Raw genomic sequence first — 18,880 nt, forward strand, 5'->3', positions numbered from 1 at the left:
GTAACATTCAGTCCACCACCCAGCGAAAGCGGATTTTCAATCCCTCGCCAGCTGTCAGGGTCTCATCCGGATTTCGTGCGGCAACCCGCCCGTGGTCACGCATCAGACGCAGGGTTGCCTGTCCAAAGCCAAATCCCTGCGGACTCTCAGAGATGATCGTACACCCCGTCACACGCCCTTCAGCATCCCAGCGGCACGCAACTGTGCTTTCACCCTTGGCATTGGCATCTATGGCCTTATCGGGCATGTAGTCGGCGAGGTCTATGGTATCGCCGAGGTCCCACCTGGCCTTAATCGTGTTCGAGTCTATGTTTACGGGAACCGGTGGCGATGCCTCCACGGCGGGAATATCATAATGACGGGGTTCGTGGCGCGTCTGACGCGTGACCTGCCCCGAAAGGAAGGCCTCAATACTGTCTGAGACCTGGGACAGACTGGGAAGTGGCTTTGTGTACTCGGCCAGCAAGCCGGCCCCCACAAACAGCAGCAAGGCCACGATAAGCCAAACCACTAGTCTTTTCAGGCGGCGAGCAGCCGCCTCCCGCTCGTCCTCAACGATCATACCCCCGCCCCCTTATATAGTGCTATTTATAGCCCTTTGACTGGATGTAGGTTTCCAGTTGCGCGATGCGCGTATTGTCTGAAGGGTGGGTCGAAAGAAATTCCGGCGGCTTGCCCTGATTGAGCGCCTGCATATTGCGCCACAGAGCGATGGATTCTGAGGCCTTATACCCCGCCTTGACCATGATATCGACGCCGATCCGGTCGGCCTCCAGTTCGTGCTTGCGCGAATAGGGCAGCAGAAGCCCAAGTTGTGCCCCCATGCCGCCATAATTGGCAATCACCTGCTGCGTGCGGCCCGACGTGGCGCCAGCCGCTGTCTGAAGCGCGATCTGCGCGCCGACCTGCTGCGAATAGCGTTCGGCGGCGTGCTTGCCTATGACGTGCGCCGTTTCGTGCCCCAGAACCGCCGCCAGTTGATCATCATTCTTGACCACCTTAAACAATCCGGTATTGACGCCTACCTTGTTGCCCGGAATGACGAAAGCATTCGGCTGATCATCCTGAAACAGCACATATTCCCACTGATTAGGATTGTAGCCCGCCGCCGCGACGATCTTCGCACCGACGGTCTTGACCCGGCGGTTCAGCGCGGCGTCAGTCGAGACTTTCGAGGTCCGCATCAGTTCCTGCCACCCTTGCAGGGCCGACGGCTCCAGATCGGCATTATCGACCAGAAGGAACTGACTGCGGCCAAGCGTGTCATTCGTTTCGCAGGCCACCAAAGTCCCGGCGGCCGCGATCAGGGCCGCGATGGTGAGGGTCTTGGGGCTCAGAATGGTTTTCAGACGCGCAGGCATGGTCACTCCCTCGGATTTTTCCTAAAATATAATGGCGGCTCCGCGTCGGGCGGTCAATGAAAGCTACGCGCTTGTCCATAAGCCGGACGTAAAAAGGCCTCCGGATGTCCGGAGGCCTTGGGATATTCGAGACTTTACGCCTACTGAAGCGCAAAGCCCATCTTGACGCGCATAGTGGCTCCGACTTCAACGGCACCGTTCGATGTATCGGCCCGGCCCTTGGCCTCCACCGCGCGCACGGCGGCATCGCCAAAGCCGTAACCTCTAGGGTCTTCCGACAACACCTCGCACTTCACGCGGCCCTTGGTGTCACGCACCGTGCAGGCCAGCGTCGCCGCCCCTTCAACCTCGGCGTCCATGGCGCGGGTGGGGTAATACTCCATCAGGACTGCTGAGTCGGGGAAACGCGACCATACCGCCCTGACATATGTCGGGCCAACGGCATGAACCGGACCGGATTCGGCCACAGAGCCGGGCTGACCGGTGATGACCGGAATGGGACCAGTGACTTCGGGCAGGTCCGACGGCGTCGCCATGAGAGGCAGACTGTCCTCGACCGGCGGGGCCAGCTTATCCGGCGTGTTTAAACGGATCGGCGTCGTCTGAGGTTTGTGTTCCTGAACCGTTGGCTCAGCGGGCTTTGGCTTGAACGTGACCATTGGCGCTTCGATAACCGGCGTGCCGTCCGGAGCCTCGCCCAGCTTTACTTCAAAGCGTTCGTTGATGATATAGGCCGCAAGACCAAGATGCACCACAGAGGCAAAGGCAATGCCCACCATGACGGGTTTGGACAGGCGCTTTTGGGCGGGGGCCTGAAACAAAGGGTTGCGGGTCGGCGGGATGATGGTCGTTGCCATGCGGCGTTTCCTTTCCTTATGGTCTGGTCTCATGACCGGGGCTCGTCCGGAAAACGGGCGCCGGTACGTTACCGTTTGTTAAACGGCAAGGGTTCGAAGTCTGTTAGCCCGTGTGTCTCAAAGCCCCCTTGCCTGAGACCATTCATCGGGAGAAAACCATCTTCCTCTGACTTAGCAAAACATATCACTTAGTGTTTGTAAGTTAAAATGTCTTTTTCGTGATTGGAGCATATTCCGAAAAGCAGGCAACGGCGTTCGGAGTAAAATACGTTATAAAACAGCATATTGAATCGGATGAATGTTTAGTTGGGCGGATGTTCCGCCACCCGCCCCGCAAACAAAAAAGCCCTCCGGCAGAACCGGAGGGCTTTTCTGAGTTTCGGTAAGAAACCTATTGCAGGGTCCACTTGAAGCGGAACTTCTTGCGGTCACCATCGCGAAGTTCACCATCGGTGCCCTTCTTGATCTTGGCGTACTTCATGAAGCCCTTCACAGTCGCCGCGCCGAAGCCATAGCCCGCAGGCTTTTCGCTTTCGACCGTACAGCCCGTGATCTTGCCTTCAGAGTTCAGAACGCAGTCAATCGTGACTTCGCCCTCAACTTCCGCGTCCTGAGCACGCGGGGGATAAAGGTCAAGCAACTGATCCGATGACGGCGGCGTCCATTGAGCCGTCGTGTAGCGCGGACCAGCGGGAACAACCGGAGCCGGAGGCGGCGGAGGTCCCGGGACGATTTGCGGCGGCCCCTTATACTCGACGCGGTCTTCCTTCTTCGTGGCTTCGATCTGAATCGGAGCCGGAGGCGGAGGCGCATCGGTCTGGATCACCGGTTCGCGAACCTGAAGCTTCGGCGGAGGCGGAGGCATGTCAGGCGGCGGAGGCGGGGGCGGCGGCGGAGGTGGGGGCGGCGGCGCCAGATCTACCAGTTCGGTATCAATCTTGGTGTCTTCATATTCCACCGGCTTGATTTCGAACTTTTCGTGATAGATGTAGTAGGCCAGTCCCACGTGAGCCACGATTGCCACGCCAATACCGACAAACAAGGGCGTTTTGTCCTTGTTTACCGGGGGGTCGAGAATAGGATCTCGACGCCTGTGTGGGGTCTCTTCCATAATCTCAGGCCCTCTTACTTGTTACCATCTTCACCGATCAGAGCAACGCTGTAGTAGCCGTTGTCCTGAAGGGCATTCATCACCTGCATGAAGTCCGCATAGCGGGTCTTGCGATCGCAACGAATGAAGATGCGCTCCTTGTCCGGATCACGTTTGCCGACCTGAATCTTCATGTCGGCCCCAAGATCAGCCAGAGAGGTAGGTTTATCGCCGATGAACACACCGCCATCCTGTTGGATGGAGATATAGATCGGCTTGGGCGGGTTTTGTTGCGGCGGGGCGACGGCTGTCGGAAGGTTCACCTCGATCGACACGGAGGCCATGGGAGCGGCAACCATGAAGATAATCAGAAGAACCAGCATGATATCGACGAACGGCGTAACGTTAATTTCGCTGTTCTGCTCGATATGGAACTTCGAGCCGCCGCTGCCAGAGGATAGCTTGGCTCCCATGAGTACTTACGCCCCTTTGTCGAGTTGACGCGACAGCGAGTTCATCAGTTCCGCAACAAATTGCTCCGAACGAGTACCGTAAGCAGCGATCGAGGTGTTGAAGATGTTGTACATGACGACGGCCGGGATAGCGGCAGCCAGACCAATACCGGTAGCGAGCAGGGCTTCGGCGATACCCGGAGCCACGACGGCAAGGTTTGTCGTACCCGAGTCAGCGATACCGATAAACGAGTTCATGATGCCGTAAACCGTACCGAACAGACCGACGAAAGGCCCGATCGAACCGGTCGAAGCGAGGAAGGTCAGGCCACCCGACAGGCGCTTAGCCAGACCGGCCTGAACAGCGTTGATCGAGGACGAAGCACGGTGCAGGGTCGAGTCGCGGTGCTCACCCGAAACCTGAAGGCCGGCTTGCTTCGAGATCTGGATTTCTTCGGTAGCAACGGCGGCCATGTCAGCCATCGGGTTGCCAGCGAACTCATCCGAAGTCGAGATGCGGTTAATGTCGGCGATCGAACGGGCGCCGCGGAAGGCTTCGAGGTAGTTGTTCGACGACTTGTTCAGCTTCGCGAAGAACATCAGCTTTATGACCAGAATGGTCCAGGAGATAACGGACGCGGCCACCAGACCGATCATGACAGCCTTAACGACCGGCACGGCCATAATGAACATCGAGGCAACGGTGATCTTGCCGTGACCGCCGGAAGCGGACGAGGTGGACGATTCTTCGGTGGTCGCCGCAGGTGCCGCCTCAGCAGCCGGGGCTTCAGCAGCAGCGGGCGACGTAGCCGCAGCCGCGGCAGCCATCGTCGGAGCGCTCAGAAGCAGCGCAGCGGCGCCGAGCAGAGCAATGAGCGGGTTGTGTTTCTTGTGTTCGAGCATTTTTCGCCAATTCCTGAATAAGGATAACCCCCGGTAGGAGGGCTGACCAAGGATTTTCGGGGGCAGCGTGAACCCCCTGGTTTAAGCCTAAGACATATTTAGAACGTGGCACACGAAAGCTCATGTTTCCGTTAAGGTCGCATGTCCCTTCGTGAACCTCTCTTGTGTTACGCATCGTCACGGATCTGCGTCCGCATACGACTGCGCTGCGCACAAACCTTTTGTCCCTACCCTGCCGAATGACTGAGCGTGGACGATCCCTCTGTTACACCAGTGGTTACAAAGTGATTTGCGAACTAAAAAAGCAATCCTCCCTCACCCCGTCAAGGTGCTTATCGTGCCACCGTGCGTTACATTTCGGCCACAGGCAAGGCAATTCCTGCGGCTTTTAGCCAAAAACTCAAACATGTCCGATAGTTAAGCTCGGCCGGTCTTGAGAGAATATTTTTGCGTGAAATGAATTTTTTTTAATTCAGGGTAGTGGTTGTCGTGCAACGTGCATCGAAAAGGCGAAAAAGCACCCGCTTTCAACGCTATGTGTCAAATTTATAAAGACGTTTTTACAAACGCCAAGGCGTCTCACGTCCCGAAAACGGACCGGATTCGGCTTCGTCGGCGCCCTCCATTTTGTTTCAGATAGCGCTACCACCAGTAATATATTACTTAAATCGGGAAAATTTCCCGCGTTGCAGCAAATGACAGTGTTCGGAGCATTCAAAAAGCAGATTTAGCCGCAGGAAACGGTGACCGCTTAACGGCTCGACGGGCCAAGCACTGTGTAGCCTGCCACCTTGGCCGACAGTTCACTGGCCAGTTCGTAGCTGAGGTAGCCATCCGCGACGCGGCCATTGGCCTTTTGCCATTCCCGTAAAGCCTTACGTGTACCAATGCCAATGACGCCATCGACGGTCCCGGCGTTGAAGCCAGCCGCATTCAACGCAGTCTGAACATTTTTGCGCATCGCCAGTGACAGCGGCTGTTCATCCGGCCACGGCATCTTCAACGCGCTTCGACCCGCGATTCCATCGGCGTTCAGCCCGACGGCCAGCGCATAAGCGGTGGAATTATTGTATTTGCGAATGACAAAATGATTGGGCAGCGCGAGAAAGGCTGGCCCTTTTGCCCCCGACGGCAGAATCAGTACCGCCGATGCCGTCTTTTCGCTGGCATTCCAGTTACCGCCGTCGGCGCGGACCACGCCCTTTTGCGCCCACCAGTCGGGCGTCTGGCTTTCGGTTTCAGCCAGATAGAAGTCGAAACCCGCTGGAAGCGTCACCTCAACCGCCCAGGCCTGCCCTGGACGCCAGCCCTCGCTTTTTAGCAGATTGGCGGCGGAAGCCAGAGCGTCCGAGTCCGAGGTCCAGATATTGACGTGGCCATCGCCGTCGCCATCCTGCCCAAGCTTAAGATAATTCTCAGGCAGGAACTGCGTCTGACCCATCGCCCCGGCCCATGAGCCCTTCAGTTCCTGACGCGTGGCCTTGCCGCTCTTTATAATAGTCATCACGCTGAGCAACTGTGTTTCGGCCCAGTCGCGGCGACGCCCGTCATAGGCCAATGTCGCAAAAGCGGTGAGGACATCGATATCGCCCTGCACGCGGCCAAAGTCGCTTTCCATGCCCCAGACACCGCCCAGCACCTCGCGGGGCACGCCATAGCGCGCCTCGATGGCGGCAATATCAGGATTAGCGTTGACGCGCTCACGCCCTGTCTGGATACGCGCGGCCGACACGGCGTTTTTGACATAGGACGAGATCGGCTTTGAAAACTCCGGCTGCCCCGTATCGGCCTTGACAACCGATTCCTTCGGCTGGACGTCAACCAGCAAGTTTTCGACAAAGGCGCGCTCAAAGCCTCTGGCTGCCGCCTTGGCCACAAAGGCTTCACGCCAGTCAGCGAAATTAGCATAGGTTACCGGCGCAGACGCCGGTGAGGTCTTCGGTGGCGTTTGCGGCTTATCAGTCGCCTGCCCTGTTTCCGCCCGCGGCGGCTGCGGCTTGTTCTCAATCGACGTCGGCAGGCTGGAGGCCGTCGAACAGGCGCCGAGGAACAGACACAGACTGAGTACACGCCGCTTCATACAGATCATCCTTCCGATACAAGTCCGAATCTTAGCCTTGGAATGATGTCATTTCCAAGCGCAAAGCGGTAAACATGCTGTTATGAGCGCTTATCGACCAGACCGGATAGCACCTGTATGTAGCGGGCGAAGGCCTGACGCCCGGCAGGGGTGATATGCACGCGCGTCAACGGCTTCTTGCCCTGATAGCCCTTGATGATCTCCACATAGCCCGCGTCCTCCAGCTTGGAGAGGTGCACCGACAGATTGCCTTGCGTCGCTTCGAGCACGCCTTTCAGCTCGTTGAAATCGGCGGCTTCCGCGTCGGCCAGATAGGCCATTATCCCCAACCGCAGGCGGCCGTGGATCGCATCGTCCAGCCGGTTGACGTCAAAGCCACTCATAAACCTACGCCCGCTGCCCTGCGTCGGAACGCATCAGAAGATAACCCGGCACCGCCATCAGCAGGACCAGCGCGCCCGACAGGATCAGCAGATATTCCGGCGTTTCTACCCGCCAGGCCAAAAGAACGGCAGTCACAAACCAGCCGGCGCAGACGAGCGCAGGCCACAACTTACGCTGGGCCACCGCCGCCACGTACCACCCGGCTCCCATTAGGGCGCAGAGCGATATCGGATAAAGCATCCAGATGAGCCACAACTTTTGTGTGAAGGCAGCATAACCAAAGACAAGGTTCATAAACAGGTTGGCCAGCCCGACACCGCCAAATGCGGCATTAATGGCCCGACTGCCGGCATTGGCGTGCGTCTTGTGCCGGTCGCGCCACAAAACCACGCTCAATATAACAAGAAACAGAATGGTCGGCAGGATTCCGTTGATCAGATGCCCCAAGGCCCCCATTCGGAGGCTGCCGCTCATGTCAAGACCGTGCAACAGGCATTGCACGCCGTACAGCAGGCCACCGGACAGGAGCAGCAAGCCGCCCGATAACTGCACCTGCTCGCCGCGATCGACCAAGGCCTTGATAAAGGCTAGAGCTTCCCGCGCGGCCTGCGGATCTGTGTCGGAACCTGTATTGACAGATTTTTCGGTCCTGAGCGTTTCCAGCGCCCGCTCGCGCACCGACGACTGCTTCATCGCATAGCCCGGCGCGGCCATCAGCACCAGCAGGGCCACTCCCAGACAGAAAAGATAGGCCGCCACGTGGGTCATCAGCACGGTTAGGGCTAGCGTCGTTAGGAACCAACCCGCCGAAACCAGACCCAGCCACAGCTTTCGCCGGATCAGGCTGGCGGCGTACCACACTGCACCCTGCATGGCGCAGATGACGATGGGGTACAAAAGCCAGATCGTCGTGGACTTGCGGCTGATCGCCAGCCAACCGAACGTCAAGGCAATGATCAGGTTTAGCAGTCCTGCTGAGGTGTAGCAGGCCGTCAGGGCGCGGGTCGCCACCCCGCCCTTCCCTTTGCGCTCGCGCCAGGCGACATAGACGATCACCCCCAGAAACGGCAGGGTCGGACCGATCGCCAAGCACAGACCATAGGACGACGGGACCTTAATCCAGCCCGCTTCGACAGCCGCGTAGATGAGCGTCTGAAGGCCATAGAGCAGCCCAGCCCAGAAGAAGACCAGCCCCGCCGAAGCCTGCGCACGCGGCCCTTCCCCGGGGAAGGATCGGGCAAATGCCAGATCCGCCGGTTCGGCAACACGCGATTTAAAAAATACCCGACCCATGATCAGCAATCAGACTGTAGCGGTTGTTGCGGGCGACTCGCGCTTGGGTGACACGCGCTTGCGACCCTCCAGAATCGCCCCGATGAAGCTGTACCTTACCAGAAGCTGATAGCTGAGCAGCGAAAGAAACAGCGTGCTCAGAACCGCCAGCGGCAGCTTGACGAAATAAGGCGCCGACAGGTTGAGTAGCAAGTACTGCATCAACAGCACCAGCGGTAGATGTACCAGATAGACCCAGTAGGCCGAATCCGCCACATAGCGCCAGAAGCGACTGGGTCGATCCAGAAAGCGCAGGGCGACGCCGGTCAGCCCCAGACACCAGCTCCAAAGGCCCAGCACATAGGCTGCGGAATACAGAGCCCGCCACGCGCCCCCAGTCACCGCATCGGTTTCGGCCTGATGCCCACCCAGCCATTGCGCCGCGAGCGTCAAAGCCACCGCTGAAAAGAGATTCAGAAACCCTTTCTTGCGGACCATCTCCAGCCGGTTAGCATTGCGATGCAGGCACCAGCCGAAGACGAAGGCCGACAGGTAGGCGGCGGCGGCCAGAGCGTTAGGGACAAACCCCTTGTCCGGCGTCGGGATTCCAAGCCAATGCTCCCATTGCGGCTGCACCTGAATAAGCAGCCACAACGGCAGGCCGAACACCAGCGAAGTCAGGTCCCAGCGGATGACAAAACCAAACAGGCTGTCGGCTGCGCGGCGCAAGGCCCCGGCGCTGTCTATAAAGGCCAGCAGGCCGCGCAGCGGTACACACACCGCATAAAGCAACAGCAGCATGTACAGGAACCAAAGGTGCGTCAGGGGAAAGGTCTCTGCCGTTAGGGGTGGCGGGGGTGCGGGCGGCTGGTTCGCCAGTGCCGGGTTGGCTTTCAGGGCGGCGAGAATGAGAACTGTGATGATGGCTGCCAGAACTGGAAACCAGAACAGGACCAGCGGCCCCGCCACGCGTTTTAGTCGATCTAGGAAAAAGCCCTTAGCCCCGCGCTTGCGATACAGCAGCCGCGCGAAAAAGCCGGCCAGTATGAAGAACAGGCTCATACGGAACATGTGGATGGTGAAAAACAAAACCCCTACCGCGGCATTGCCCGAAGGGTCGTTCACAATCCAGGCGGGCGGCGACATATAGGCCAGCCCGGCGTGCAGGATGATGCCCAAAAACAACGCGCCACCGCGTACCGCATCCAGCGCATAAAAGCGCGCGTCCCCTGTCATTTGCGTCTCATTCGTCATGGCGCCCTCCTCCGGCGTCACCCCGGCCATAACGCCGTTGCATCGAATGGTATAAACTGGTTTATATTTTAAACTAGTCTAAAAATGATAATTCCGTGAGCCGGTCGCCTCCGGTCGTGATTTGTGCAAAAAGCCGCTCACAGATTGTTGACTTGTGTGTGCGCTTCGCGTAGGAACCGCGCCTCACACATGGCTTGAAGGCTTCGCCCCCGTCTGGGTTGTGCGAATTCGGTCAAAGCCTCAGTCATTACTTAGTCAAAGGTTGGGACCATGAAAGTCCGTAGCTCGCTGAAGTCGCTGAAGACCCGTCACCGGGACTGCAAGATCGTCCGTCGCAAGGGCGTGGTCTATGTCATCAACAAGACCGACCCGCGCTTCAAGGCCAAGCAAGGCTAATCGACCCCGATTAGACCCTGAGGGCTTACAGAATTCAGCGTCCGGAGCCCGCTCCGGACGCTTTTCTTGTTTATCATCGCTACAAAATTCATCCACAGCTCAGGCGCGGCTGGCAAATCGCGACGTATTGAGCGGGTGATTCGCATGGTTTATGGTGAACGGGACCCTCGTTTTCCCTTTCAAGGATAATTTAATGGCCGACGATCAGTCCGCTCACCCCGACGTCATCACCGCCGCCGCGCAAGGCCGTCTGAAATCGTTCATCGAGCGCATCGAACGCCTCGAAGAGGACAAGGCCGCCATCGCCGGCGATCTGAAAGACGTTTATGCCGAGGCCAAGGGCGAAGGTTTTGATACCAAGGTGATGCGTAAGGTGGTCAGCCTTCGCAAGAAGGATAAGGTCAAGCTGCAGGAAGAAGAAACCCTGCTGGACCTCTACCTGTCGGCCATTGGCGGGCTGTGATGTGTTCCTCTCCTGACAAAGGAGAGGATTTTTTATTTGACCCAAATGCCTGAGCGGCGTGTGATGCTCAAATGGCGTTCAAATCCAAAACGCCCGGCAAGGGGCTGACGCGCAAGAGTGAACTGAAGACAAAGGCCCCTCTCTCATCACAGGGCGGCCTGACTTCCCGGTCGGCTGCGCCCAAACTGCCCTCCCCGCTCGATGAAAAGAAGGCGTTGCAAAAGCGCACTCTGCGAGCGCTGGAACGCGCCAAAAAGACCGCCGCTGAGGCCGGCGTCGATCTGTCCGAATGGGAAAGCGACTTTATCGACAGCGTCAGCGACCGCGTCAAGACCTATGGCCGCGCCTTCGCCGATCCGGACAAGGGCGCAATCAATGGCACTTTGTCCCTGCTTCAGGGCGTTAAGTTGCGTGAAATCCGTCAGAAGGTGAAATCACGCGCCGCCAAAAATGCCGATGATGAAAATTGAACTGAAGCGTCCCGGATAACGTACCCTGATAAACCGCTATTAATGGAGCGTCCGATGCGTCCACGCGCCCTTCTGTTTGCCCTAGCTCTGACTACCGTTGGTGCTGGCGGTCTGTCCGGCTGTGCTTCACTGGACATCACCAGCAACAGCCGCCCGCAACCAGCTTTTGAGCTTGAGTCCTACTTTGCCGGGGAAACCCGGGCCTATGGCGTGTTCGAAGACCGCAGCGGCAAGGTTAGCCGCACCTTCAGCGTAGTGACGCGCGGCACGCCTACGGCTGATGGCTTTGTGCTGGATGAGCGCTTTTTGTGGAATGATGGCGAGCGTCAGACACGCACCTGGACCTTCCGCAAGCTTAGCAATGGCCTCTATGAAGGCCGCGCACAGGATGTGGCGGGAACCGCACGCATCGAAACGGGCGGCGACGCCATCCGCATCCGCTACCTGCTGAACCTCCCCTATCAGGGCGGCACGCTTAAGGTACGCTTTGACGACTGGTCGCATCTGGTAGCCGACGGGGTCGCTATAAACCGCGCCGATGTGTCAAAATTTGGCGTGCGCGTGGGGCGGGTGACCTTAAGCTTTATCAAGCCTGGACACCCGGCCCCGGTGGCCGAATCATTGACTAAGGACTTCCGGTAATTAACCGGCTTCCTTGACCATACCTTCAAGGCCGCAGTCACGCACCTTGCGATAGAGTGTAGAGCGGCCGATGCCGAGGCGGCGCGCCACTTCCGACATATGCCCGGCATAGACGCTGATGGCGTGTTCGATCAGGTCGCGCTCGATCTCTTCCAGCTTGCGCAGGTGGCCAGCTCCGTCGAGGATCTTCACCGGCTGATCCGGCAGGCCCGCATCAAGCTGCGTCATAGCCGCCTGGTGTTCGGCAATGATAGGCGGCACCGGCGTAGACACGGCGGCCTGCGGCAGGTGCTGACCCGAAATGGCCGGGAAGTCATAGGCCTGAAGGTGCGGCGTATCGGCCAGCACGATGGCGCGATAGATGGTATTTTCCAACTGACGTACATTGCCGGGCCAGTCGTAAGCGCACAGAAGCTGAATGGCGTCCGACGCCACCCCCGCCACGCGCTTGCCCTCTTCGACATTGAAACGGCGAATGAAGTGTTCGATCAGGGCCGGAATATCCTCACGGCGCTCACGCAGGGACGGCGCTTCGATCGGGAAGACATTAAGGCGGTAGAATAGGTCTTCGCGGAAATGTCCGGCCTTGACCTGATCCTGAAGGTTGCGATTGGTCGCCGAAATAATGCGCACATCGACCTTAACCGGGCGTTTGGCACCGATAGGGTCGATTTCGCCTTCCTGAAGGGCGCGCAGCAGCTTGACCTGCATGTCGAGGGGCAGTTCGCCGACTTCATCGAGGAACAGTGTGCCACCGCTGGCCTCCTGAAACTTCCCGAGGTGCTTGTCTGACGCGCCGGTGAAAGAACCTTTTTCGTGGCCGAACAGGATGGATTCGACCAGATTGGCCGGCAAGGCACCGCAGTTGACGGCAACGAAAGGCTTACCTGCGCGATCTGAAGAGCCCTGAATAGCGCGTGCAATCAGTTCCTTACCGACACCGCTTTCGCCCAGGATCAGCACGGGGATGCCTGACCGCGCCGCGCGTTCGCCCAGGCGGCGCACCATCTGCATAGCTCCAGACGTGCCGACCAGATCTTCGAACGAGGTGCGGTTGGTGACCTGCTTTTTTAGACGCGTCACCTCAGCAGCCATATCGCCCATCTGCAAGGCGTTGCGCACGCTGACTAAAATACGCTCGGGCGAAGCCGGCTTAATAAAGAAGTCCTGCGCACCGGCCTGCATGGCTTTGACCACCGTATCGATGCCGCCCGACGCGGTGAGCACCACCACCGGCGTGCGGATGCCCGCCGCGCGGATGTCTTTGAGAGTGTCGATACCCGACTGCCCCGGCATGACCAGATCGAGAATGACCGCATCGATGCCGGAAGTGGTAGTCAGGCGATCATACGCCTGCGGTCCGTTCTCGGCGTGGACGACCGCAAAGCCCTCGCGTTCCAAAACGGCCTGAATCAGCCGCCGCTGGGTCGGGTCATCGTCGCAAATCAGGATTGTCTTGGCCATTTCGGACACCATCTCATCGGGTTTACCGGTCCGAAGGGAGGCGGACACGGCTTATTTTGAGACAGCTTGTAAACGAAAGCCTTGAAAATCTCGTTGAGAGACAAGGTTAATGTGCCGTTGAGAGACTCTTGTCTCCCCCGCTGTTCTGCGCTTTCCCTCTCGATTTTGAATTTTGTTTTGGTTAGAGCCAGAGACATGACACAGACCGCATCGACCGATTCCGCCCCTACCCTGTCCAACGCTCTGCCGGTGTGGGACCTGACGGATCTTTACAGTAGTGTGGACGATCCGAAGATTGCCGCCGACTTCGCCGAAGCCACGGCGACCCTGAAAGAGCTGCAGAAGCTACAGGGCAATTTTGTTGCGGCGCGGGGCAATGCCGAGCGGTTGGGTCTGCTGATTGACCAGGCGGCAACGCTCTATGAGCGGGCCTCGGACCGCATGGCCGGCGCCATGGCCTACACAACCCTCGCCTCGACGATCTCGCGAGAGGATACGCGGATTGCCAAGCTAGATGCCGACCTGCGTAACAAAGCGGCGCTGATCTCGACTGACAGCCTGTTCCTGTCGCTGGAACTGAACCAGTTGGAAGACTGGGAAATCGAACAGGCTCTGCGTGTCACCGAAAAGGCCCAGAAGTGGCGGCCGTGGCTACGGCGTATCCGCGCCAACCGCCCACACGAATTATCGGCCGATCTTGAAAAACTGCTGTTGGAAAAAATGCCGGGGGCGACCTCGTGGGTGCGCCTGTTCGATGAAACCCTGACCCGTTTGCGCGTTAAAATCGGGCCAAAATCGAAGCCCGAAGTCTTGACACTCAATGAAGCCCTGACGCGCCTGTCCTCGCCGGACGAGGCCGTACGCAAGGCGGCTGCCGAAGGCCTGTCGGTCGCGCTTAAAGATAACGCGCCGGTGCTCGCTTTGGCGCTCAATACTCTGGCGTTTGAAAAGCAGGTCGAAGACCGATGGCGCAAGTTCGCCACACCCGCCGCGTCACGCCATCTGGCCAATGAGGTGGATGGGGATGGCGTCGATGCCATGGCCGAAGCGGTCGGCGAATCCTACGCCGCCCTGTCGCATCGCTATTATGCGCTGAAGGCGAAGGTCATGGGCAAGACGGTGCTCAACTTCTGGGACCGCAATGCGCCCCTGACCGCCGCCGCCCCCAAACTCTATAGCTGGGATGAAGCCAGGAGCATTGTGCTCGATTCCTTCGCCCGTCTGGGTCCAGACTTTGCCGAACGCGCTGCTGTCTTTTTTGAAAAGCCGTGGATCGACGCTCAGCCGCGCGAAGGCAAGTCGTCGGGGGCCTATGCCCATCCGGTGTCGTCCAGCCACCACCCCTACGTGATGCTCAACTTCACGGGCGAGCGGCGCGAAATGCTGACCTTAGCTCATGAACTGGGCCATGCGGTGCATCAGACTCTGGCCGCGCCCCTGGGGTCAATTCTGGCCGACACACCGCTGACGCTGGCGGAAACGGCCTCGATTTTTGCCGAAGGGCTGGTGTTCGAATATTTGGTCGCCGACGCTTCGCCCGAAGACAAAAAGGCCCTGCTGGCCGGGAAGATTGAGGACGGCCTCAACAGCGTGGTGCGTCAGATCGCCTTCCACCGGTTCGAAGAGCGCTTCCATGCTGAACGTCTTGAGGGCGAGGTGCCGGTCGATCGGCTCAACGCCCTATGGCTTGAGGTGATGGGCGAGTCACTGGGGCCCGCGATCACGCTGAACGACGGTTATGAATACTGGTGGGCCTATATCAGCCACTTCGTCCACGCGCCCTTCTACGTCTACGCCTATGCCTTTGGTGATCTGCTGGTGTCGGCCCTGATGGAAAAGCGCCGGGAAAACCCCGAAGCCTTCACGCCGCTCTATGCGCAGCTTCTGTCGGCGGGCGGGACTAAGACCTATGTTGAAGCGCTGGCCCCGTTCGGCCTCAATCCGCGCGAAAAGGCCTTCTGGGAGATGGGCTGTCAGCGGCTTAAGGGCCTCATCGACCAGTTCGAAGCACTGGTTTAGGTTCAATTTCCTTCAATCGGAACATAATGACATCCGTTTCATCCGAACGTATGTCTCGACGGTACAGCGCACACCTGATGTGCATCCTCATAAAGGACTTGTCTTACGTCACGCGTCGTCAGGACCTGTACATAGACCCCGCAGGCATCCAGCGCTGTTTTGAGGTCGTACGTACGGCGAATATGCGCCACCGCATCGGGTTTAAACCACGACAAACCGGGATTTCCGGGCTGCCATCTATCCCCGTGATAGAATCGATCTGTTTTTTTAAATGGCGACCGAACCAATCGTAAGTTTCGTTCAGGAGGGCGAGCGCCCAGCCCTCTGCATGATGACTATCTCGCGCGTCATCACAGGCCTGAAATATACCCAATGCATGTCTTTGCCCTTCGATGGTCTTGAAACATACAAAGCGGATAAAGACCGGGGGATCATCTCTTAAGCGCATGGGGTTAATCTGAGAGAACCCAATTGCAAAGTAAAGATTTTAGCGCCCGATGTATCGTTCCGGGCGGTGCCAGCTCATCATCACCAGACTCATGGCGGCTGCGGAGACGACTGAGTACAAAAGCCGCTCCCCCGGTATGACGAACATCGACGCGGCCATAATGATCAGGTCGATGATCAGTTGCGTTTGACCAGCGTTGATGCCGCGTTTTTTCTGAAGATAGAGGGATAAGACCCCCGTACCCCCGGCTCCGGCTCCGTGCCGCGCCAGAGACAATATCCCCATGCCGATGATCGTCCCGCCGAAGACCGCCGCAAACAAAGGCTGCACATAGTCGATATGCACGGCCATCGGCATCAGCACGGCGAGCCCCATGATCGCCATCGAAACAATGATGGTCTTGATCATGAAGACCCGGCCCATGCCCAGATAGGCAAAGACGAAAAAGGGCACGTTGATGAGCATGAACAGCACGCCAACCGGCAACGGGATCAGATAGGACACCAGCAGTGCAATCCCGGCCACCCCGCCCGTAACCAGCCCGACGGTCTTCAGCAGGACGATCCCCAATACGATCATCGAACAGCCGATGGCGAAGGCATAAGCGTCCTCAAGAGGCGTGTGTTTCAAACGCTCCGTCGATCCGTCATTGGTGTTACCGGGCTTTAGCGAGGCCCAAAGTCTGGCAAAAATCATGCGTGTGGCTCTAAGCTAAGATCCCACCCGCCTGTCGTTCATCCCTGCCCGGACCATGCCGGAACCTGCCTTTATAATTTCACTTGCAACCGTTTTAAGCGATTTCAACGCCTGCGTCCATCAGCCGTTGACCGCAAAGCCGCGCTTTTGTAGAAAAGTACGAACGACAGACTTTTTCAGGGACACGAATCCAATGGCCGGACATCAATCGGGCGACTACCACAAGGGCGAGATGAACATCCACGAACAGTCGGAAACCTACGACCTGTTCATGGGCCTCACCAAGTGGGGCAGCCTGATCATCGCCGTCGGCATCCTGTTCTTCGTCCTCCTGTTCGCCGTTAAGGGCGCAGGCTTCTTCATCGCCGGCTTTGTTTCCGCCGTCGTGGCCGTGATCGGCTTTCTGGTGCTCAAGAAGAAGCCGGACGCCCACTGAGCGCGTCAAAAGATCAGAGCCAAAGGCCCCACCCGCTGGGGCCTTTTTTGCAACCGGCGCGGCGGATCATCCACCGCACGCTCGACAGGTTACCCGCGCCGCTGGCGGAATTTATCCTGTTTGGCCTGAAGATGGCTTGGTCATGCCTGTTCGGCGCAGCCATGCTGGGGCTTCTGATCGTTACGCACCTGTTCTGGCCAGATAAGGCCCCGCTGTTGCGCTACGACTTCCTGTTCGTTGCGGCCGTCATCCTGCAAATCCTAATGCTGGTCCTGCGGCTTGAAACCTTCGAGGAGGCGCGGGTCATATTTCTCTATCACGTCGTCGGCACGGTGATGGAAATTTTCAAGACGCATATGGGCTCCTGGGCCTATCCGGGCGACGCCCTCATCCGTATTGAAGGTGTGCCGTTGTTTACCGGCTTTATGTATGCCTGCGTCGGCTCCTTCATCGCCCGCACTAGTCGGGTCATGGACCTGAGATACACCCACTATCCGCCTGTGTGGGCCACCTTTGGACTGGGGGCGTTGATCTATATCAACTTTTTCACTCATCATTACATCTGGGATTTTCGCTATCTGCTGTTCGCCGCCATCGGCGGACTGTGGTGGCGAAGCTGGATCGTCTTCCGCGTTGACCAAAAGGATCGCCGGATGCCCTTCATCCTCGCCAACGCGCTGACGGCCTTCTTCCTGTGGGTGGCCGAAAACATCGGTACGGCCACACGCACCTGGGCCTATCCGGATCAGGACGTCTGGCACATGGTCAGCCTGCACAAGATGGGCGCGTGGGCGTTACTGCTCGTCCTCAGCTTCGTCATGGTCAGCCTCGTCATCCCACCCCTCCCCCCACAGGAAGTTGAAGACCGTAAATCCGCAGAACCGTGATAGGTTGACATCTGCCGCACGTCAGTCTGACTCAACGCTTAGGCCTCTAAAACTGTCTTTACTAAACATCGGCAAGGCCGTAAGGCCAAAGCATAATAAGAATAAAGTGGCGTAAATCGTTGCAATTGTGAGGATTTTTCTGATGTAATCAGACAAATCCGGGGAGAGACACTTGGTTCTTGTCATCGGAATACCAAAGGAAACCCTGACGGGCGAAACGCGGGTCGCCGCGACCCCAGACACGGTCAAGAAATGGGTCGCCAGCGGTCAGCGCGTTGTGGTGGAAACGGGCGCGGGCGTCAGCGCGGCCTTTACCGACGAGGCGTTCACCGCCGCGGGCGCAGAGATCGCGGATACCAAAGTCGTGTGGTCGTCGGCAGACATCCTGCTCAAGGTGCGAGGCCCATCTACGACCGAGGCGAAAACGCTGAAAAAAGGCACGACGGTCGTCGCCCTCCTAGACGCCTACCGTGAGAAAGACGCACTCAAAGCGCTCGTGGAGGCCGGTGTGACCGCCTACGCCATGGAGTTCGTGCCACGCATAACCCGCGCGCAAGTGATGGACGCCCTGTCGTCTCAAGCCAATCTGGCCGGTTATCGCGCCGTGATCGAAGGCGCACACCTTTACGGCAAGGCCTTTCCGATGATGATGACGGCGGCGGGCACGGTCGCCCCGGCCAAGGTGTTTGTGATGGGCGTCGGCGTGGCCGGGCTTCAGGCGATTGCTACAGCGCGGCGTTTGGGGGCGGTCGTCTCCGCCACCGATGTGCGCCCGGCGACCAAGGAACAGGTCGAATCACTAGGGGCCAAGTTCATCGCGGTCGAGGACGAAGAATTCAAAAACGCCCAGACCGCCGGTGGCTATGCCAAGGAAATGTCTGACGACTATAAGGCTAAACAGGCCGAACTGATCAGCGGCCATATCGGCAAGCAGGACATCGTCATCACCACCGCCCTGATCCCCGGCCGCCCTGCACCTCGTCTGGTTACCGCGGCACAGGTCGCTTCGATGAAAGCCGGTTCGGTGCTGGTTGATATCGCGGCCCCGCAAGGCGGCAATGTCGAAGGCTGCGTGCCCGATAGCGTTGTGGAAACGAATGGCGTCAGAATCTACGGCCCGACCAATATCACGGCGGCCATCGCCAATGACGCCTCAGCCCTTTATGCCAAAAATCTTCAGGCCTTCCTGGGGCTGCTGATCAAGGACGGCGCGCTGAGCCCGGATTTCGAGGATGAGATTCTCAAGGCCGCACTCGTCACGCAAAACGGTGCCGTGGTGCACCCCAACTTACAAAATTAAGGGGGA

At 58.4% G+C, this 18,880-nt stretch carries 20 protein-coding genes; 8 read left to right on the forward strand and 12 right to left on the reverse strand.

Annotated features, from left to right (window positions below; translation table 11 throughout):
- Window positions 1-7: 7 nt before the first annotated feature.
- From ASTEX_RS07635 to ASTEX_RS07680, 10 genes are all read right to left on the reverse strand, one after another.
- On the reverse strand, window positions 8-562 hold the full coding sequence (locus tag ASTEX_RS07635) for an energy transducer TonB (RefSeq protein WP_013479033.1): 555 nt from the start codon (window positions 560-562) through the stop codon (window positions 8-10).
- 22 nt (window positions 563-584) lie between these two features.
- Window positions 585-1,361 carry a M48 family metallopeptidase gene (locus ASTEX_RS07640; RefSeq protein WP_013479034.1) on the reverse strand — a complete coding sequence of 259 codons (777 nt, stop codon included), beginning with the start codon at window positions 1,359-1,361 and terminating at the stop codon, window positions 585-587.
- 140 nt (window positions 1,362-1,501) lie between these two features.
- Window positions 1,502-2,218 (reverse strand): energy transducer TonB, encoded by a 717-nt coding sequence (locus ASTEX_RS19295; RefSeq protein ID WP_013479035.1) that lies wholly within the window; start codon window positions 2,216-2,218, stop codon window positions 1,502-1,504.
- 391 nt (window positions 2,219-2,609) lie between these two features.
- The gene (locus ASTEX_RS07650; protein ID WP_245532487.1) at window positions 2,610-3,260 is read right to left on the reverse strand and encodes an energy transducer TonB; all 651 of its coding nucleotides are present in this window, start codon (window positions 3,258-3,260) and stop codon (window positions 2,610-2,612) included.
- An 83-nt stretch (window positions 3,261-3,343) separates the two neighbouring features.
- On the reverse strand, window positions 3,344-3,781 hold the full coding sequence (locus tag ASTEX_RS07655; protein ID WP_013479037.1) for an ExbD/TolR family protein: 438 nt from the start codon (window positions 3,779-3,781) through the stop codon (window positions 3,344-3,346).
- Between the two features lie 6 nt (window positions 3,782-3,787).
- Window positions 3,788-4,663: a MotA/TolQ/ExbB proton channel family protein gene (locus ASTEX_RS07660; RefSeq protein WP_013479038.1), complete on the reverse strand. Its 876-nt coding sequence runs from the start codon at window positions 4,661-4,663 to the stop codon at window positions 3,788-3,790.
- 751 nt (window positions 4,664-5,414) lie between these two features.
- On the reverse strand, window positions 5,415-6,743 hold the full coding sequence (locus tag ASTEX_RS07665; protein ID WP_013479039.1) for a lytic murein transglycosylase: 1,329 nt from the start codon (window positions 6,741-6,743) through the stop codon (window positions 5,415-5,417).
- 80 nt (window positions 6,744-6,823) lie between these two features.
- Window positions 6,824-7,126 carry a winged helix-turn-helix domain-containing protein gene (locus ASTEX_RS07670; RefSeq protein WP_013479040.1) on the reverse strand — a complete coding sequence of 101 codons (303 nt, stop codon included), beginning with the start codon at window positions 7,124-7,126 and terminating at the stop codon, window positions 6,824-6,826.
- 4 nt (window positions 7,127-7,130) lie between these two features.
- Window positions 7,131-8,420, reverse strand: a complete 1,290-nt coding sequence (locus tag ASTEX_RS20650; protein ID WP_013479041.1) for a hypothetical protein — start codon at window positions 8,418-8,420, stop codon at window positions 7,131-7,133.
- Between the two features lie 9 nt (window positions 8,421-8,429).
- A complete protein-coding gene (locus ASTEX_RS07680) occupies window positions 8,430-9,653 on the reverse strand; it encodes an acyltransferase family protein (protein WP_168148083.1) in 1,224 nt (407 codons plus the stop codon).
- A 270-nt stretch (window positions 9,654-9,923) separates the two neighbouring features.
- Between ASTEX_RS07680 and ykgO the strand changes: the two genes are divergently transcribed.
- The 4 genes from ykgO (at window position 9,924) to ASTEX_RS07700 (ending at window position 11,624) form a co-directional block, all read left to right on the forward strand.
- Window positions 9,924-10,049 carry a type B 50S ribosomal protein L36 gene (gene ykgO, locus ASTEX_RS07685; protein ID WP_013479043.1) on the forward strand — a complete coding sequence of 42 codons (126 nt, stop codon included), beginning with the start codon at window positions 9,924-9,926 and terminating at the stop codon, window positions 10,047-10,049.
- Between the two features lie 193 nt (window positions 10,050-10,242).
- On the forward strand, window positions 10,243-10,512 hold the full coding sequence (gene gapR, locus ASTEX_RS07690; RefSeq protein WP_013479044.1) for a nucleoid-associated protein GapR: 270 nt from the start codon (window positions 10,243-10,245) through the stop codon (window positions 10,510-10,512).
- A 71-nt stretch (window positions 10,513-10,583) separates the two neighbouring features.
- A complete protein-coding gene (locus ASTEX_RS07695; RefSeq protein WP_013479045.1) occupies window positions 10,584-10,982 on the forward strand; it encodes a hypothetical protein in 399 nt (132 codons plus the stop codon).
- Between the two features lie 54 nt (window positions 10,983-11,036).
- Window positions 11,037-11,624: a DUF3833 domain-containing protein gene (locus ASTEX_RS07700; protein ID WP_013479046.1), complete on the forward strand. Its 588-nt coding sequence runs from the start codon at window positions 11,037-11,039 to the stop codon at window positions 11,622-11,624.
- Here the strand turns inward: ASTEX_RS07700 and ASTEX_RS07705 are convergent, their stop codons facing one another.
- Window positions 11,625-13,088 carry a sigma-54-dependent transcriptional regulator gene (locus ASTEX_RS07705; RefSeq protein ID WP_013479047.1) on the reverse strand — a complete coding sequence of 488 codons (1,464 nt, stop codon included), beginning with the start codon at window positions 13,086-13,088 and terminating at the stop codon, window positions 11,625-11,627. It abuts the gene before it with no gap.
- Between the two features lie 195 nt (window positions 13,089-13,283).
- Here ASTEX_RS07705 and ASTEX_RS07710 point away from each other — a divergent pair, with 195 nt between their 5' ends.
- The gene (locus tag ASTEX_RS07710; RefSeq protein ID WP_013479048.1) at window positions 13,284-15,107 is read left to right on the forward strand and encodes a M3 family oligoendopeptidase; all 1,824 of its coding nucleotides are present in this window, start codon (window positions 13,284-13,286) and stop codon (window positions 15,105-15,107) included.
- Window positions 15,108-15,594: 487 nt separating this feature from the next.
- Here ASTEX_RS07710 and ASTEX_RS07715 read toward each other — a convergent pair whose 3' ends face one another.
- On the reverse strand, window positions 15,595-16,251 hold the full coding sequence (locus tag ASTEX_RS07715; RefSeq protein ID WP_013479050.1) for a YitT family protein: 657 nt from the start codon (window positions 16,249-16,251) through the stop codon (window positions 15,595-15,597).
- A 193-nt stretch (window positions 16,252-16,444) separates the two neighbouring features.
- On the opposite strand from ASTEX_RS07715, the gene ASTEX_RS07720 reads away from it, so the two are divergent.
- The 3 genes from ASTEX_RS07720 to ASTEX_RS07730 all read left to right on the forward strand — a co-directional run bounded on the left by ASTEX_RS07720 (window position 16,445) and on the right by ASTEX_RS07730 (window position 18,874).
- Window positions 16,445-16,687, forward strand: a complete 243-nt coding sequence (locus tag ASTEX_RS07720; RefSeq protein WP_013479051.1) for an aa3-type cytochrome c oxidase subunit IV — start codon at window positions 16,445-16,447, stop codon at window positions 16,685-16,687.
- Between the two features lie 47 nt (window positions 16,688-16,734).
- Window positions 16,735-17,574, forward strand: a complete 840-nt coding sequence (locus ASTEX_RS07725; protein WP_013479052.1) for a DUF817 domain-containing protein — start codon at window positions 16,735-16,737, stop codon at window positions 17,572-17,574.
- Window positions 17,575-17,746: 172 nt separating this feature from the next.
- Window positions 17,747-18,874, forward strand: coding sequence for a Re/Si-specific NAD(P)(+) transhydrogenase subunit alpha (locus tag ASTEX_RS07730; RefSeq protein WP_013479053.1), 1,128 nt, complete (start codon window positions 17,747-17,749; stop codon window positions 18,872-18,874).
- The last annotated feature ends 6 nt before the right edge of the window (window positions 18,875-18,880 follow it).

The organism is Asticcacaulis excentricus CB 48, from assembly GCF_000175215.2.
Classification (GTDB): Bacteria; Pseudomonadota; Alphaproteobacteria; order Caulobacterales; family Caulobacteraceae; genus Asticcacaulis; species Asticcacaulis excentricus.

What these genes read in the sequence shown, in the direction of transcription:
- ASTEX_RS07635 (WP_013479033.1), bottom strand. Translation starts at nt 562, where the DNA reads ATGATCGTTGAGGACGAGCGGGAGGCGGCTGCTCGCCGCCTGAAAAGA.
- ASTEX_RS07640 (WP_013479034.1), bottom strand. Translation starts at nt 1,361, where the DNA reads ATGCCTGCGCGTCTGAAAACCATTCTGAGCCCCAAGACCCTCACCATC.
- ASTEX_RS19295 (WP_013479035.1), bottom strand. Translation starts at nt 2,218, where the DNA reads ATGGCAACGACCATCATCCCGCCGACCCGCAACCCTTTGTTTCAGGCC.
- ASTEX_RS07655 (WP_013479037.1), bottom strand. Translation starts at nt 3,781, where the DNA reads ATGGGAGCCAAGCTATCCTCTGGCAGCGGCGGCTCGAAGTTCCATATC.
- ASTEX_RS07660 (WP_013479038.1), bottom strand. Translation starts at nt 4,663, where the DNA reads ATGCTCGAACACAAGAAACACAACCCGCTCATTGCTCTGCTCGGCGCC.
- ASTEX_RS07665 (WP_013479039.1), bottom strand. Translation starts at nt 6,743, where the DNA reads ATGAAGCGGCGTGTACTCAGTCTGTGTCTGTTCCTCGGCGCCTGTTCG.
- ASTEX_RS07670 (WP_013479040.1), bottom strand. Translation starts at nt 7,126, where the DNA reads ATGAGTGGCTTTGACGTCAACCGGCTGGACGATGCGATCCACGGCCGC.
- ASTEX_RS20650 (WP_013479041.1), bottom strand. Translation starts at nt 8,420, where the DNA reads ATGGGTCGGGTATTTTTTAAATCGCGTGTTGCCGAACCGGCGGATCTG.
- ASTEX_RS07680 (WP_168148083.1), bottom strand. Translation starts at nt 9,653, where the DNA reads ATGACGAATGAGACGCAAATGACAGGGGACGCGCGCTTTTATGCGCTG.
- ykgO (WP_013479043.1), top strand. Translation starts at nt 9,924, where the DNA reads ATGAAAGTCCGTAGCTCGCTGAAGTCGCTGAAGACCCGTCACCGGGAC.
- gapR (WP_013479044.1), top strand. Translation starts at nt 10,243, where the DNA reads ATGGCCGACGATCAGTCCGCTCACCCCGACGTCATCACCGCCGCCGCG.
- ASTEX_RS07695 (WP_013479045.1), top strand. Translation starts at nt 10,584, where the DNA reads ATGGCGTTCAAATCCAAAACGCCCGGCAAGGGGCTGACGCGCAAGAGT.
- ASTEX_RS07700 (WP_013479046.1), top strand. Translation starts at nt 11,037, where the DNA reads ATGCGTCCACGCGCCCTTCTGTTTGCCCTAGCTCTGACTACCGTTGGT.
- ASTEX_RS07705 (WP_013479047.1), bottom strand. Translation starts at nt 13,088, where the DNA reads ATGGCCAAGACAATCCTGATTTGCGACGATGACCCGACCCAGCGGCGG.
- ASTEX_RS07710 (WP_013479048.1), top strand. Translation starts at nt 13,284, where the DNA reads ATGACACAGACCGCATCGACCGATTCCGCCCCTACCCTGTCCAACGCT.
- ASTEX_RS07715 (WP_013479050.1), bottom strand. Translation starts at nt 16,251, where the DNA reads ATGATTTTTGCCAGACTTTGGGCCTCGCTAAAGCCCGGTAACACCAAT.
- ASTEX_RS07720 (WP_013479051.1), top strand. Translation starts at nt 16,445, where the DNA reads ATGGCCGGACATCAATCGGGCGACTACCACAAGGGCGAGATGAACATC.